The organism is Nocardiopsis sp. B62 (assembly GCF_018070675.1).
Taxonomy (GTDB): Bacteria; Actinomycetota; Actinomycetes; order Streptosporangiales; family Streptosporangiaceae; genus Nocardiopsis; species Nocardiopsis prasina.
Genome location: NZ_JAGPXK010000047.1, coordinates 1 through 15,168 on the forward strand (window position 1 = coordinate 1; position 15,168 = coordinate 15,168).

Genomic DNA, 15,168 nt, shown 5'->3' on the forward strand with positions numbered 1-15,168 from the left:
CGGAGGCGGGGGAACGACCCGGGGGCCTCAGAGCCCCTTGCCCCGCAGGTGGAGCAGGCGCAGGATCCACGCCGCCGGAACCCCGCACACCACCAGGAACGCCAGGAGGGCGCGGGCCTCCAGCGGCCGGTGGCGCAGGGTCCGGCCGATCCACACCAGGGCCTGGCCGCGCCGTTTGGCTGCCGCCTCGGCGAACGCGATCTGCCCCGCGATCCGCGCGTACCCGCGCGGCACGAGCGCGAACTCCGGATAGCGCTCCAGCAGCCAGCGCAGCGCCGTGGAGATGGTCTGCCAGCGCTCCGAGAAGAACGACTTGCGGTGCCACAGCACCCGCACCCCGGGCTCGGGGATGTTGCGGATCGGTGCCCGCCGGGCCAGCCGCAGCAGGAGTTCGTAGTCCTCCGCGTAGCTGCCGGGGATCTCCTCGCTCACCGTTCCGCAGCCGTCGATCATGGCCCGTCGCCGGATGAGGAACGTGGAAGGGTGCAGCTCGGTCAGGCGCGAGCGCAGCAGGTCGGCGAAGGTGACGCTGGTCCGGTCCAGGGTCCGCTCGGACTCGACCCGGTCGTAGACCACCCGGATGCCGCAGCACACCATGTCGGTGTCCGGCTCGTCGCGCATGATCCGCACCTGCGCCCGCAGCTTGTCGGACATCCAGGTGTCGTCGTCGTCACAGAAGGCGACGAGATCGGTGTCGGCGCCCAACACACCGGTGTTGCGCGCACCGGCCAGCCCCGGAGTGAGCGTGTTGGTCACCACGCGGACCGGGCGGTCCCCCTCGCTGTGGGTGAGCGAGGGGTCCGGCTGGTCGTTGTCGAACACCACGATGGTGGTGATCAGCCCCGGGTAGTCCTGCTCGACGATCGATCGCAGGGTGCGGCGCAGCAGCTCGGGCCGGTCCCGGGTGGGCACGACCACGGTCACCGCGGGCCAGGTGTCGCCGGGCACCTCGGTCGTCACCCCGGTACCGGTACCCCGCCGCGTGTCCGTCCCCTCGTCGGCGGGCCGGTCCTCGTCGGTGAGCAGGTCGATCAGCTCGCCCGCACGCAGCGCCGCGCGGTCGGGGCCGTCGTCGGCGGCCGGGTCGACCCGGAAGTCCTCTGGGGACTCCAGCGCCTTGTCCATGAACGCGTGCAGCTGCTGGGCGGTGGAGCAGGAACGGACCCGGCCCGCGTCCTCCACCCGGCGGACGAACAGCAACTGGTGCTCGTCCACGTGCTCGTCCAGTTCGGGATCCCGGGCCACCACCACGGGCAGGTGCCCGGCGGTCCGTGCCTGGGTGATGGTTCCGGGGCCGCCGTGCGTGACGACGACGGCGGCCGAGCGCATCGCCTCGGACAGCTCCTCTCCGGACAGGAACGGGGTGCCCGAGGCCTTCTCCGGGGCCCGGCTGTGTCCGTGCTGGACCAGGACGGACAGGTCGGGGTTGCGGCGGGCGTAGTCGTCGATCCACCGCACCAGGCGGTCGAAGGAGTGGTGGTCGGTGCCGAGGCTGACGACCACGTCCGGGTGGTCGCTGCCCTCGGGGCTCTTGGTGGGTCGGGTGGTCTGTTCGGTCACAGGAGTGGTCCTACGGTGATGGCGGTCGGCATGAACGAGCGCTGTTCCTCCCACTGGGCGAGGTACAGCCGGGTGAACGGCTTGCAGAGCCGGGCGGTGAGTGTGGGGGTGTCGATGCGGTCGTACACCTCGATGTAGACGGTGGGGACCCGCATCAGCCAGGCCAGGACGAAGAACGGAAGGGCCACCCCGGCGCCGGTGCTGACCACGGCGGCGGGGCGCCGCGCGCGCATCACTCGGAGAGCCAGGAGGGTGTTGCGGAGCAGGTTGCCGAGGTCACGCGTGGTGGGGTGGTGCGCCCAGTACACGGACTCGTCGGTGAGCGAGGTCTCGGCGTCGGGAGTGCGGAAGGTGACCCAGACGCGTTCCCGCCCACGCCACCAGGGACGCAGGGACCGCAACTGGGTGAGGTGACCGCCGCTTGAGGCCACCAGGAGAACCGGTCGTTCTGACATTGGGTGATCAGTCCATTGCTCTGGGTGTTGACGTGTGGGAGTCGTCTGCACGGTGGACGGGTGGACCGGGCTCACCTCCGCGGTTCGAGGTGCTCGCGCAGCCACCAGACCGTGCCGAGGTGGCCGAGCGCCCCCACCAGCACGGCCGCGACCAGGACCGGCACCCCGCCGCCGGTCACCGCGTCCATCGTCGTCGGCAGGGCGCCGAACCACACCAGCGCGCTGCACGTGGCGGCCAGCACCGGTCGGCTGAACGGGTGCAGCACCACCAGGGAGCGCAGCTGCCACAGCGGCAGGAGCTTGCGGACCATGGCGGAGGCCACCAGGGCGACCCCCGCGCCCGCGGCCCCGTACGCGGGGACCAGGAGCACGCACACGACCACGTTGGCCAGCAGCGACATCACGTTGTTGAGCAGGTTCAGGCCGGTGCGCCCGGTCATCGTCAGGACGAGGTCGCCCATCCCCAGCACCTGGGCGGTCATCTGGCCCACGCACACGATGACCAGCGCCGCCACCCCGGCCGCGTACTCGTCCCCGAACAGCCGCATGACCTCGGGTGCGAACACCAGGGCGGACAGGTACAGCGGCCAGTTCAGGCACACCAGCCAGGCCGTCCCCGCCTGGTACAGCGCGCGTACCGCGTTGTGGTCGCGCGAGGCCAGGAGCTCGGCGAAGCGCGGCTGGGCCGCGTTCAACACGGCCTGGGTGCCGAACTGGCCGACGACCATGATCCGTGTGGCGGCCGTGAAGACCGCCGCGCCGCTGAGGCCGTTCAGCAGCGCCACCATCACCACCCCGCCGCGCTGCACCCCCATCTGGGCGACCCCGCCCAGGGCGCGGGGCAGCGCGAACGCCCAGAACACCGCTGGGGTGACTCGCTCGTCCCGCGCGTCCCGGGCGTCCCGGGCGTCACACTCTTCACCCGCCTCCCGGTCGTCCCGGGCCTCCGCTTCGGGTGGCGGGAGCTCGTCGGGCGCGGCCCGGCGCACGATCCGCCCCAACCAGAACCAGGCCAGCACCGCCGCCGGGAGGTAGGGACCGGCCCACGCCAGGGCGAGCAGCCCGGCCGAACCGGACAGCGCGATCATCCCCACCAGACCCAGCTGGGCCAGCGGGCGGCCCACCTTGTCCACCAGGACCGTCGCCGACATGTCGTGGTGGGCGCGGGTGGCAGCCAGCGCGGAGTCCGTGAGCACGGCGAACGGCAGGAAGAGCGCCAGCATCCACAGGTACGCCGTGGCCTCCTCCGACCCCAGCGCCTCGGCCAGCGGCCCGGCGAGGACCACCAGCGCGGCCGCGACCACGCAGGAGGCCAACACCGCCGGTCCCAGTGCCAGCCGCAGCAGCACGGGCACGGCCTCGGGACGGCCGAACACCCGCATCCGGGCGATGAAGTACACGAGCCCGTCCGGGGCGCCCGCGTTGGCCACCGCCGCCATGATCAGGAACACGGAGGTCGCCGAGAACAGCAGACCGGCCGTCTCCTGCGAGAACGCCCGGGTGATCGCCACGATCAGCGCCAGGTTGAGCGCGGCGCTCACCACCGCGCCGGCCATGTTCACCACGCCGCCGCGCAGCACCCTGCGCAGGCCGTTCCCGGGACGCGTCCCGGTGGGGGTCACTCGCACCACGAGGGGGTGCGCCCCCACCAGGCGGTCAACCGGGCGTCACTGTCCGCGAAGCGCGAGGTGAGGTCGGTGCGCAGGGACTCGGGCATCACCGCGCGCTTGCGGGCGTTGTGCCTGCCCAGGGAGATCCCGGGCGCCGGGGGCAGGCCCAGGAACTCCAGAATCCCGCCCAGGGCGAAGGGGCCGCCGTCGAACAGGTCGGCGTAGTCCACCACGTGCATGCGCTCGCGCCCCACGGCACGCTCCATCCGCTCCAGCTGGTCCGCGTAGCGGCCCCGGGCCACGTATCCGTGGTGCTGGTGCGAGTGCGAGTGGTGGCCGGGGTCCTCCACCAGCCGTTCCTCGGCTCCGCCCAGACGCTCCTCCTCCAGTTCGAGGGCGCGCGCGAACGACTCGGTCTCGAACCCCCGCGCGGTCTCGTGGGCGTGCGCCGAGTAGGCCCGCTCGACGGGGTCGCGCAGGATCACCACGATCCGCGCGTCCGGCAGCTCCTTGGCGATCCGCTCGGCGGACAGCGGGTGGAAGAGGTAGTAGGGGCTGGACTCGAACACCCGGACCCGGGGTCGCCCCCACCACGGCCGTAGGGAGGCGCGCAGCGGGAAGTGCGAGCGGTACCAGTCCGGGCCGTGGTGGTGGCCGGTGTCGAAGTAGTGCACGCCCTTGCGCAGGACCGGCCCGGTCGCGGCCGGATGCTGGGACAGGGCCTTGAAGAGCGAGGTGGTGCCCGAGCGCTGGGCCCCGCAGATGAGGAAGTCGGGCACGGCCCGGGCGGCGCTGGTGACGCCGCCCAGTCCGTCCGCGAGTGGGAGCAGGGCCCGCCGTGCCGGTTCGGCCAGGCGGTTCAGGGGCGAGGTGGCCCGGGTCATCGCGAGCTCCTTGGGTGTGGGTGGCCCCCGTTCGTGGACAGGGGCCGGGCTGATGTCGGTCAGCCGCGGGGCGGCGCGGCCTGCTTCTTCGTGGCTTGGGTCGGGGCGGACCGGTGCGGCCGTCAGACGGGGTGGGCGGCCTCGTGGGCCGCTCTCTCCTGGAGCCCGTCCAGCGCGGGCAGCAGCCAGTCGTCGACGGCGGCCATGCCGCTGCCGGACTCCGCCTGACGGTCGTGCAGGTAACGCGTGGCGAGGTCGATCAGGTAGAGCGCCATCACGGTGGACACCGCGTGCTCCCGCAGGCCGCACGTCGCCATCAGCGGGTCGCGGAGCAGTCGGGTGCCGCTGTCCAGCCACCGGTGGACCCCCGGGTGCACCCCGGCCTGCACGCACTCGTTGAGGTCGAAGTGCAGGGCGTCGAAACCGGCGGGCGCGTCCATGGTGAGCCGCTCCCAGTCCCACACGAAGGCCCGACGCGCGGTACTGGCGATGTTCCACCTGGTCAGATCGCCGTGCCAGGCCCCGAAGGGCAGGGACACGTCGGGGAGCCGGTGCAGAGCGGCGCGCAGGGGCGCGGCCTCGGGCCGGGTACCGAGCCGGGCGATGCGATCGTCCAGGGTCCTCAGGTACGGGCTCTCGGAGAGTTGGCGCTCGCGCACCTTCTCCATCCCCACGATCTGCGTGACGCAGCGCAGCAGCTGGTACCGGGTGGGCCGGTCCGTCTGGTGGCCGACCGGCAACGCCTCCTGCACCATCAGCGGGTGCCCGTTCCACTCGCCGTCGTAGAGCAGACGGGGCACGGTGACGTCCCGGAGCCGGGCCTGCCCGAGGTGGCGCAGCGCCTCGGTCTCCGCGCGCACCAGGCGCGTGGTGAGGTCGTTGACCGCCACCTTGGCGTAGCCGATGGTGCGTCCGCCCGGGGTGAGCAGGAGCAGGACCGGTTTGCGGTTGGCGCGCGGCGGGCCCACGTGGATCGCGATGGCCAGTTCGCGGTCCAGGGCCGTGGTGAGCGCGTGCTCGATCCCCGGTCCCGCACCCACGAACAGCCGGTCGCGCAGGAGCAGCGGCGCCACCCCCGTGGCGAAGGCGCCGGTCAGCAGCAGGGTCCGCAGCCGCTCACCCAGGGAGTGCCCCTGCGCGAAGGAGGTGATCCCCCTCGTGGCCGCCGAACGGTTGTGCGCGGGCAGGATCACCCGGGGATTGTGCGCGTTGGGCACCGGGAGGTACTGGTTGCCCCGGTTGCGGTACGCCATGCGGCGCACCGCCCCGTCCCCGGTGCCGAGCAGGCCCCCGCAGGGCCACAGCACCGCCGCGAGGTCGGTCAGATAGGTGGTCTCGCTGTTCACCAGGCACCCCCGCCGGTGCGCGCCGCCCCGCCACGTCGGACCACCGGTTCCTCGCCGCGCCAGAGCAGGGCGACGGCGATCATGGTGACGGCGAGCGGGGACATGAGCGCGACGTAGAAGAACATGTACCAGAACAGAAGCAGGACGGTCAGGAGGGCACCCTGACCGACCGGAGTCGACGCGGCCCGGTGGCGCCAGGCCACCCAGGCGAAGAATCCGAAGAGCAGTGCGGTGCCCACCCAACCGCTGGAGATCAGGGTGATCCACAGCTGACCGGCGTTGCCGATCACGTGCTGGCCGCAGCCCGGGCACTCGGCCGTGGGGCCGATAGCGATGGAGTCGGAGCTGCCCAGGGACTCCCGGGTGGTGCCCCACCCGTTGACAGGGGACAGGTTGGCGGCCTCGACGGAGGCGGCGTTGGTCGCCGCCCGGCCGCCGTCGCTGTGCGGGTTGTCCGCCCGGGCCCGCACCACGTCCGCGAGCGGGGACAGGGCCAGGGCGATCAGCACCGCGACCACGGCCACCGCACCGGCACCGACCAGCACCACACGGCCCCGGCGCACCGCCTGCACCGCGCCGAACGCCAACGACAGCGCCAGCCCGGCCCACAGGGCGCGGTTCAGGGAGTGCACGACGGGGACCACGGACACGGCGACCACGGCCAGGGCGCCCAGCCGGGCCCACCCCGAACCCTGGACGAACCAGCCCACCACGACCCACACCAGCAGCAGGGACAGCATGTAGCCCCACACGTTGGTGTACTCCCAGGGAGCCTTGGGCCGGGCCGACTCGATCCCGCCGAACACGTCCATGATCTGCGCGGACGCCGGATGGATCAGTGTCTGCATGTAGGGGTCCTGAGCCAGCGAACCCGGGACCAGGTACTCCAGCGGCGCGGTGAACTCGAACCGGGGCGCGAGCATCCCGAGGTAACCGCCGACGACGGTCACCACGCACAGCACCGCCAGCGCCCACACCACCACGCGGACCGGTAGTTCGCGCTCGGTCAGGTTGCCCACGTAGAGCAGCAGCACCGTGAGCACCAGGTAGTTGATCACCCGCAGCAGGGCGCCGGGGTAGCCACCGCTCTCCGGCACCGTCCCCGGCATCTCCAACGGGACCAGGGCCAGGCCCAGGACCGTCCACAGCAGGAACAGCCCCCACAGCCAGAACCCGGACGGGACCCGCAGCCCCACCGTCCGGTGGCGGCGCACCAGCTCGGCCAGCATGGGCACGGCGAACAGCCAGTAGGCGAACTGGCCCATCCCCAGCGCCCACCACAACGGGTACCCGGCCAGCAACCACACCAGCGGGGACCCGGTGACCGGGGCGCCCCCGCGTCGCGGTGCGACCTCCCAGGCCGTACCGGGCACGTGTCGGCCGCCCACGGCGGCGCCCCGGCCCGTCAAGGCCGCGACCCCGCGGGTGCGGGCCTGTGCTTGGTCGACTTCTTCTTCGCGGACGTGGACTTGCCCTTGGCGGGCTTGGTTCCGTTGGACCCCGCCGGAACCTCGGAGGCGTCGTCAGCCTCGGAGGACTCCGAGCCCTCGGCGGACTCGCTGGGCTCGGAGGAATCAGTGGCCTCAGTGGCCTTGGTAGCCCCGGTGGACTGCGCGACCTCGGTGGCCTCGGCAGCTTCGGTGGACTCCGTGACCTCGGCGGACTCGGTGGCCTCAGTGGCCCCGGCGACCCCGGTGGTACCGGCAGACGTGCTGGGGTCGGCCGCCCCGGCGGTTTCAGCGGTGTCGGAGGTCTCTGCGGCCGTGGCTGGCTCGGTGGACCCAGCGACCCGGGCGGTCTCAGTGGCCTCAGCCGCCCCGGTGGCCTCCGCGATGTCAGCGGTCCCAGTGTCGGTGGGAGCCTCGTTGGCCCGCTTGGGTGCCTCGTCGGACTTGCGGGACCGGGACGCGGCGGCCGGGTTCGGCTGGCGCGGTACGGTCACGGCGCCCGGAACGGTCACCCCGAACCTCGCCCCGGCGGCGACCAGGCCGGTGAGTTCGGCGCGGCGGGTGCGGCCCAGCTCGACCACGGGCAGCAGGAGGTCGGCGGAGGCGGCCAGGGCGTGAGCGTCGGCGCTCTCGACCACGGCCGCGGTGACGACCACCACGAAGGCGGCGCGGGGTCGCAGCAGCTCCACCAGTTCGGCGGCACCGCCCTGGACCGGGGCGGCGGCTCCCGGGCGGCCGTGGCGGAGCACCCTCAGGCGCGGCACGGCGGTGGGGCGAGCCTCCAGATCGGCGGGGTCCTCCCCGTCCACCAGGACCTCGGCCAGGCCGGGGCCCTCCGGCAGGTCGAGGAGTTCCTCCGCGGTGCCTCCGCGCGGGTCCGCGCAGACCAGCAGGGTCTCGGAGCCGGTCCGGGCCAGGGCGGCGGCCAGGTTCACGGCGGCTGCGGTGCCCGCGCGCCCCGGAGTGGTCCCGGCGACCACGAGCACGTGTCCGGGCGCGGGCCGGTCGTCGGTGTCGTCACCGGTCGCGGCGGCCACGGGGACGGCGTCGGTCAGACGGGCACGGACCAGGTGCGCGAACTCGTTGGCGCGCTGGCCCACGGGATCGGCGTCCGTGAGCAGTCCGGGGGAGGGTGCGGAGCGGTCGGCCCTGGTGGCGGACAGGTCCAGCAGGACGGGCACGGCGCCGACGCGGGCGGTGTCCTCAGTGTCGTGCACGCGTGGGTCGAGGCGGTCCCGGACCACAGCGGCCAGCAGCCCGGCGATCAGACCGAGGGCGGCCCCGGCCACCAGCCACAGCAGCGGCACGGGGGAGGAGGGGGACTCCGGCAGTTCGGCGGGGGAGATCACCTGGCCGGGCGAGACCGTCTCCAGCAGGGCGCTCAGCGGGCTGATGCCGTTGCCCAGGTCGCTGATCTCCTGGCGCAGGGCGTCCGCCTGGGCCTCCGCGCTGACCTGCGCGGATTCGGAACCCTCCGAAGCCAGCTCGGAGAGCCGCTCGTACAGGCCCTCCTGCTCCTCGCGCAGGGCGTCCAGCCTCCCGTTGATCAGCGTGCGGGCCTGCTCGCCCCGGTGCTCCAGGTAGGCGGCGGCGAGGGCGTCGGCGCCGTCCCGGGCCGCCTCGGGGGACCGGGCCGAGTAGTGGAGTTCGAGGATGTTGCTGTTGGAGGGGACGGTGACGTCGATCCGCTCCCGCAGGTCCGCGGGGGAGGGTGCGCCCGGCAGCTCCTCGGCCATGCCTCGGGTGACCTGGTCGGAGACGGCCACCTGCGCCTCACTGTCGAGGTTGACGTCGCCGGTCAGGCGGCCGGACCTCTCCCCGGTGAACTCGGCCATCCCCGTCGGGTGGACCTGCACGGCCGCCACGGAGGTGTAGGTCGACGGAACCGCGAACAGCCCGGCGGTGGCCAGGACCAGCCCGCCGAGCACTCCGGCTCCCACAAGGTGCCAGCGGCGCCTCAGCAGCGCGGTGTACTCCTTCAGTTCCGGTCCGGACGGGCCTGGGACGTCGCTGTCCATCGGGTCCTCTCCACACAGACATGGCACCACTTTTAGTGAACGATTGCATACTAAGTGTAATCCCTTTGGCTGTGTCTGGTGGTTTGGGAAACCGCTCTTTTCCCAGGGAAGGATGTCCTCAAACCGGCGGTGACGTGGGCCGATCCATCCCCTAAGCGGACGAACGCGTCCGAAACGAAGGAGGGGGCGGTGGGGAGTGACCCCACCGCCCCCTCACGGAGCGCAACCCCGTCGGCCCTAGCCGCCGACGATCACCGGAGGCAGGCCGGTCCCCGACTCCCAGGCCTCGTCGCAGGCCTTCTGAGTGGACACCGTGTGGGATCTCGCTGAGCAGTCGCGGTACTCCGAGGCCTGCTCCTGGTACACGAACAGGACCGAGACCATGGCGGCGGAGACGACGATCCCGACCACGCCCAGACCCACGCTCATCAGCGCGCCCGGGGCCTGGGTCCCGTTCGACCGCGCCGCGCGCCGGGCCCGGAACCCCTGCACCACACCGAACACGGACAGCACCGCGCCGTAGGGCGGGAACAACAGGCCCGCCAGACCAAGGAACAGCCCCCACAGGCCTCCTCGCTCGACCCTGGGCGGCTGGCCGTCGGCACGGGGCTCCGGGCTGTTGTCGGTCACAGGTTCACTCCTTCGGGGACGCCCCGCACCGTGGGGCGCCGTGGTCCGCTCGGGGCCCGAGCGGATCTCGTGGCGTTGGTGGCACGGGACCGCACACCCCTCCGAGGCCTCCACCGGAGGCGGAGGCGGCCCGGTCCGCGTGAGGTAGACGCTACCCGGCCCGATAGGGTGTGAACGCGGACGGGCCGATCAGGCCCAGGCCTGGCTTCAGTACCAGGCGTACGCGCATCCCGGATGCTGCGCCGTCCCCCGGCGCCCCCGGGAGTGGGGACCCGGTCCCCGCACCGTTCTTCTACACATGAGGGAGACGCACGCTTTGTCCGCGCGAGTGGTGGTTCTCATATCGGGGACGGGCAGCAACATGGCCGCCCTGATGGAAGCCGCGAAGGACCCCGAGTACGGGGCCGAGATCGTCGCAGTGGGAACGGACCGTGAGGGAACGCGGGGCGTGGAGGTCGCCGAGGCGGCCGGGATTCCCGCGTTCGTCGTCCCCTTCCGCTCCTTCTCCGACAGGTCCGCCTGGGACGCGGCGATGTCCGACAGGATCGCCGAGCACGAACCCGACCTCGTGGTCTCCGCCGGGTTCATGCGCATCCTCGGGCCCGCCGTGATCGGCCGCCACCAGGCCGTCAACATCCACCCGGCGCTGCTGCCCTCCTTCCCCGGCGCGCACGCCGTGCGTGACGCGCTCGCCCACGGTGTCCGCGTCACCGGCACCACCATCCACTTCCTCGACGAGGGCGTCGACTCCGGTCCGATCATCGACCAGGTCGCGGTGCCCGTCGAAAACGGCGACGACGAGTCCAGCCTCCACGAGCGGATCAAGGTCGTGGAACGGCGCATGCTGGTCGACACGGTCGGCCGCCTCGCCCGCGAGGGCTGGACCATCGACGGCAGGCACGTGCGGTTCGGCCGCACCGACACGAAGGAGTCCCGGTGACCCAGCAGGCCATCAGGCGTGCGTTGATCAGCGTGTACGACAAGACCGGCCTGGAGGAGCTGGGCGTCGGCCTGGCCGCGGCCGGGGTGGAGATCGTCTCCACCGGCTCCACCGCCGCCCGCCTCACCGAGGCAGGTGTCCCCGTCACCCCCGTCGAGGACGTCACGGGCTTCCCGGAGATCATGGAGGGCCGGGTCAAGACGCTGCACCCCTCAGTGCACGCCGGTCTCCTCGCTGACCAGAACAACCCCGACCACGTCGCGAAGATCAGGGAACTGGGCATCGCCCCCTTCGACCTGGTCGTGGTCAACCTCTACCCCTTCTCCGACACCGTCGCCTCCGGCGCCTCCGAGGCCGACTGCATCGAGAAGATCGACATCGGTGGCCCCGCCATGGTGCGGGCCTCGGCAAAGAACCACGGCAGCGTGGCGATCGTGGTCGACCCCGCCAGCTACGGCGCCACTCTCGAAGCGGTCCGCGAGGGCGGGTTCACCCTGGACCAGCGCAAGCACCTGGCCGGGCTGGCCTTCCAGCACACCGCCGCCTACGACGCCGCCGTCGCCGACTGGTTCGCGGGCACCTACGCCCCCGATGCCGAGACCGAGAGCACCGGCTGGCCCGCCTTCCGCGCCTCGGCGCACACCCGCCAGGCGGCCCTGCGCTACGGCGAGAACCCCCACCAGAAGGCGGCGCTGTACACCGACGGCACGGCCAGCGGCCTGGCCGGGGCCGAGCAGCTGCACGGCAAGGCCATGTCGTACAACAACTACGTCGACGCCGACGCCGCCCTGCGCGCCGCCTACGACTTCGACGAGCCGTGCGTGGCCGTCATCAAGCACGCCAACCCGTGCGGCATCGCCGTGGGCGCCGACAACGCCGAGGCGCACCGCAAGGCGCACGCCAGCGACCCAGTCTCGGCCTTCGGCGGCGTGATCGCCACCAACCGCGAGGTCGGCGCCGAACTGGCCGCGCAGATCTTCGAGATCTTCACCGAGGTGGTCGTCGCCCCCGGCTTCACCGCCGAGGCCGTCGAGTCGCTCTCCCGCAAGAAGAACATCCGCCTGCTGGTGGTCTCCGACCCCGCACGGGGGCCCCGTGTGGAGACCCGCCAGATCAGTGGCGGCCTTCTGGTCCAGGACACCGACGTCATCGACGCCGAGGGCGACGACCCGGCCACCTGGACGCTGGCCACCGGGGAACCCGCCGACGAGGCGCTCCTCGCCGACCTCGCCTTCGCCTGGAAGGCCGTCCGCGCGGTCAAGTCGAACGCGATCCTGCTCGCCTCCGACGGCGCCACGGTCGGCGTCGGCATGGGCCAGGTGAACCGGGTCGACTCCGCGGGGCTCGCGGTCTCCCGCGCCGGGGAGCGCGTTCGCGGCTCGGTCGCCGCCAGCGACGCCTTCTTCCCGTTCGCCGACGGACTGGAGATCCTCACCAAGGCCGGCGTGCGCGCGGTGGTCCAGCCCGGCGGCTCGGTCCGTGACGCCGAGGTGGTCGCCGCCGCCGAGGCGGCCGGGGTCACCATGTACCTCACCGGCACCCGCCACTTCTTCCACTAACCAGTCAGCGAGGAGCTACGCATGAGCGCGATCGTCCTGGACGGCAAGGCCACGGCCAAGGCCATCAGGGAGGAACTGGCGGAGCGGGTGGCCAAGCTGCACGCCAAGGGTGTCGTCCCCGGTCTGGGCACCGTCCTGGTCGGTGACGACCCGGGCAGCCACTCCTACGTGCGCGGCAAGCACCGGGACTGCGCACAGGTGGGTATCGCGAGTATTCGCCGCGACCTGCCCGCCGACGCCACCCAGGAGCAGGTGGAGCAGGCCGTCCACGAGCTCAACGAGGACCCGGCCTGCACGGGTTACATCGTGCAGCTGCCCCTGCCCCGGGGCCTGGACGAGAACCGGGTGCTCGGCCTGATCGACCCGGCCAAGGACGCGGACGGCCTCCAGCCGGTCAACCTGGGCAAGCTGGTCCTCATGGAGAAGGCGCCGCTGCCGTGCACCCCGCGCGGCATCGTGGAGCTGCTCAACCGCTACGAGGTGCCGATCAAGGGCGCCGAGGTCGTCGTGGTGGGACGGGGGGTGACCGTGGGTCGTCCTCTGGGGCTGCTTCTCACCCGCCGCTCGGAGAACGCCACCGTCACCCTGTGCCACACAGGCACCCGTGACCTGGCCGAGCACACGCGCCGGGCGGACATCGTCGTCGCTGGCGCGGGCGTGCCGGGGATCATCACCAAGGACATGGTCAAGCCCGGCGCGGCCGTGCTGGACGTGGGTGTCTCGCGCACCGACGACGGTCTGGTCGGCGACGTCGCCCTCGACGTCCCCGAGGTCGCCGGGCACGTGTCGCCCAACCCAGGCGGCGTGGGTCCGATGACCCGCGCCATGCTCCTGGTCAACGTGGTCGAGGCCGCCGAACGCCAGGCCGCCGGAGTTTAGGTCGCTGGACTTGGGGTTGCTGGACTTGGGGTTGCTGGAGTTTAGGCTCAGGACTTGAGGTCGCTGGACTCCAGGCTCCGGTTCGTGCATTGAAGGGGGCGGTCCCGGGAGGGGCCGCCCCCTTCAATGCTCCGGCATCGGAAGAACCGGCTGGGGGCTGGGGGCCGTTGAGCCTGTGGTTGGTGTGGTTGGTTGGGTCCTACGGGCTTTGGTTGCTGTGTGCTGTGGGTTCTACGGTCTGTGGTTGCTGTAGCGGGAACCCTCTACTGGCTTTGGTTGCTGTGTGCTGTGGGTTCTACGGTCTGTGGTTGCTGTAGCGGGAACCCTCTACGGGCTGGGGTTGCTGTCGCGCGGGCTTTCTACGGCCAACCCGTTTTTCCCATTAGCTAAAGGCGGTCGGGTGCTGCTTACTGCGTACCCCTTGGGGTCGAACTTTCCAATCAGGGCGGGGTGGGTGGATGGTGCTGTGCCCGCACCGCACTTGGCGGATGAGCAGACCAGTGGCCGTCTGGTAGTTCAGGGCCAAGTACGGCGACGGGCCACCCCCCAGGACAACCGACGTGTTCGAGAAGAACGTGTCCCCAGCACTGGTAAAAACCCGCGCCGTCTGAGCGCCGCCCACCGCTCTACGGCCAACCCGCTCCACCCAGCGCAGCGCGTACCTGCACCTCTGTACCCCGCTGTGTCTGCGGGGATTTGCGCCGTGCGGGTTCAACCAGCGGACTCCGAGCTTCAAGCACACCCCTGGGGCTGAGGCGGCTGCACACCTGCACGCGCACACCCCCTGGGGCCTGAGGGGGTTGATTCCGTGCGGGCCTCCGCCCTGGGTGGTTGAACGTGCGCGGTGCGCAGACCACTCAGCGCCAGGGGGTTTGCTTGAACCCCCATCGCGCTCTGTAGTAGGCCGCACCGCACAAACCCCCTTGACCACAGGGGGTACAAACGTGCAGGTACGCGCTACCCCGGCCTGCGCGGGGTTGGAAGCTTCGCCATCCGGTGGTTGAACCCGCACGGCGCAAATCCCCTCAGACACAGCGGGGTACAAACGTGCACTCGTGCGCTTGGCTCAGTGGTGCGGGTTCGCCGTAGAGCGGTGGTCGGCCCTCAGACGGCGGGGGTTTTCGCCAGAGGTGGGGACACGCATCTCTAGAACACACCAGTAGTCCTGGGGGGTGGCCCGTCGCCGTACTTGGCCCTGAACTACCAGACCTGCCACTCAACAGCACGACCGCCAAGTGCGGTGCGGGCACAGCACCATCCACCCACCCCGCCCTGACCAGACCGAATGACCCCAAGGGGTACGCAGTAAGCAGCACCCGACCGCCTTCAGCTAATGGGAAAAACGGGTTGGCCGTAGAACCTCCCGCTACAGCAACCACAGCCCGTAGAACCCACAGCACACAGCAACCACAGCCGTAGAAGGTCCCCGCGACAGCAACCACAGCCGTAGAAGGTCCCCGCTACAGCAACCTCAGCCCGTAGAACCGGCAGCACACAGCAACCACAGCCGTAGAGGGTCCCCGCTACACCTCAGCCCGTAGAACCGGCAGCACACAGCAACCACAGCCGTAGAGGGTCCCCGCTACAGCAACCTCAGCCCGTAGAACCGGCAGCACACAGCAACCACAGCCGTAGAGGGTCCCCGCTACAGCAACCCCAGTCCGTAGAACCTCCCGCTACAGCAACCTCAGCCCGTAGAACCCACAGCACACAGCAACCACAGCCGTAGAAGGTTCCCGCTACAGCAACCTCAGCCCGTAGAACCGGCAGCGCACAGCAACCCCAGCTGTGGAGGGTTCCCGCTACAGCAACCCCACCCCCACCCCCCAACCCCCCCCC

General features: G+C 71.5%; 11 protein-coding genes. 3 read left to right on the forward strand and 8 right to left on the reverse strand.

Annotated features, from left to right (window positions below):
• Window positions 1–27: 27 nt before the first annotated feature.
• The 8 genes from KBX21_RS25805 to KBX21_RS25840 all read right to left on the reverse strand — a co-directional run bounded on the left by KBX21_RS25805 (window position 28) and on the right by KBX21_RS25840 (window position 9,951).
• Window positions 28–1,560 (reverse strand): glycosyltransferase, encoded by a 1,533-nt coding sequence (locus tag KBX21_RS25805; protein WP_049571910.1) that lies wholly within the window; start codon window positions 1,558–1,560, stop codon window positions 28–30.
• Window positions 1,557–2,015: a polysaccharide biosynthesis protein gene (locus KBX21_RS25810; protein WP_049571914.1), complete on the reverse strand. Its 459-nt coding sequence runs from the start codon at window positions 2,013–2,015 to the stop codon at window positions 1,557–1,559. The genes KBX21_RS25805 and KBX21_RS25810 overlap by 4 nt, the downstream gene beginning before the upstream one ends.
• 71 nt (window positions 2,016–2,086) lie before the next feature.
• Window positions 2,087–3,664, reverse strand: coding sequence for a lipopolysaccharide biosynthesis protein (locus KBX21_RS25815; RefSeq protein WP_210844228.1), 1,578 nt, complete (start codon window positions 3,662–3,664; stop codon window positions 2,087–2,089).
• A complete protein-coding gene (locus KBX21_RS25820) occupies window positions 3,634–4,509 on the reverse strand; it encodes a sulfotransferase (protein ID WP_049571921.1) in 876 nt (291 codons plus the stop codon). The genes KBX21_RS25815 and KBX21_RS25820 overlap by 31 nt, the downstream gene beginning before the upstream one ends.
• A 122-nt stretch (window positions 4,510–4,631) precedes the next feature.
• The gene (locus KBX21_RS25825; protein WP_049571924.1) at window positions 4,632–5,855 is read right to left on the reverse strand and encodes a phosphotransferase; all 1,224 of its coding nucleotides are present in this window, start codon (window positions 5,853–5,855) and stop codon (window positions 4,632–4,634) included.
• Window positions 5,852–7,264, reverse strand: a complete 1,413-nt coding sequence (locus tag KBX21_RS25830) for a ligase (RefSeq protein WP_247666357.1) — start codon at window positions 7,262–7,264, stop codon at window positions 5,852–5,854. The genes KBX21_RS25825 and KBX21_RS25830 overlap by 4 nt, the downstream gene beginning before the upstream one ends.
• Window positions 7,261–9,321 carry a chain length determinant family protein gene (locus KBX21_RS25835; protein WP_210844230.1) on the reverse strand — a complete coding sequence of 687 codons (2,061 nt, stop codon included), beginning with the start codon at window positions 9,319–9,321 and terminating at the stop codon, window positions 7,261–7,263. The genes KBX21_RS25830 and KBX21_RS25835 overlap by 4 nt, the downstream gene beginning before the upstream one ends.
• Window positions 9,322–9,558: 237 nt before the next feature.
• Window positions 9,559–9,951 (reverse strand): hypothetical protein, encoded by a 393-nt coding sequence (locus tag KBX21_RS25840; protein WP_049571931.1) that lies wholly within the window; start codon window positions 9,949–9,951, stop codon window positions 9,559–9,561.
• A 328-nt stretch (window positions 9,952–10,279) separates the two neighbouring features.
• On the opposite strand from KBX21_RS25840, the gene purN reads away from it, so the two are divergent.
• The 3 genes from purN to KBX21_RS25855 are packed head-to-tail and all read left to right on the forward strand — an operon-like array spanning window position 10,280 to window position 13,329.
• A complete protein-coding gene (gene purN / locus KBX21_RS25845) occupies window positions 10,280–10,891 on the forward strand; it encodes a phosphoribosylglycinamide formyltransferase (protein WP_049571934.1) in 612 nt (203 codons plus the stop codon).
• Window positions 10,888–12,450 (forward strand): bifunctional phosphoribosylaminoimidazolecarboxamide formyltransferase/IMP cyclohydrolase, encoded by a 1,563-nt coding sequence (gene purH, locus KBX21_RS25850; protein ID WP_049571939.1) that lies wholly within the window; start codon window positions 10,888–10,890, stop codon window positions 12,448–12,450. Before purN ends, purH begins: the two co-directional genes overlap by 4 nt.
• A 21-nt stretch (window positions 12,451–12,471) precedes the next feature.
• Complete coding sequence (locus tag KBX21_RS25855) at window positions 12,472–13,329, forward strand: bifunctional methylenetetrahydrofolate dehydrogenase/methenyltetrahydrofolate cyclohydrolase (protein WP_210844232.1); 858 nt, start codon at window positions 12,472–12,474, stop codon at window positions 13,327–13,329.
• Window positions 13,330–15,168 lie beyond the last annotated feature (1,839 nt).

Bases quoted from the DNA above. Each gene is read 5' to 3' on its own strand.
- KBX21_RS25820 (WP_049571921.1), bottom strand. From the start codon at position 4,509: ATGACCCGGGCCACCTCGCCCCTGAACCGCCTGGCCGAACCGGCACGG.
- KBX21_RS25855 (WP_210844232.1), top strand. From the start codon at position 12,472: ATGAGCGCGATCGTCCTGGACGGCAAGGCCACGGCCAAGGCCATCAGG.
- KBX21_RS25835 (WP_210844230.1), bottom strand. From the start codon at position 9,321: ATGGACAGCGACGTCCCAGGCCCGTCCGGACCGGAACTGAAGGAGTAC.
- KBX21_RS25810 (WP_049571914.1), bottom strand. From the start codon at position 2,015: ATGTCAGAACGACCGGTTCTCCTGGTGGCCTCAAGCGGCGGTCACCTC.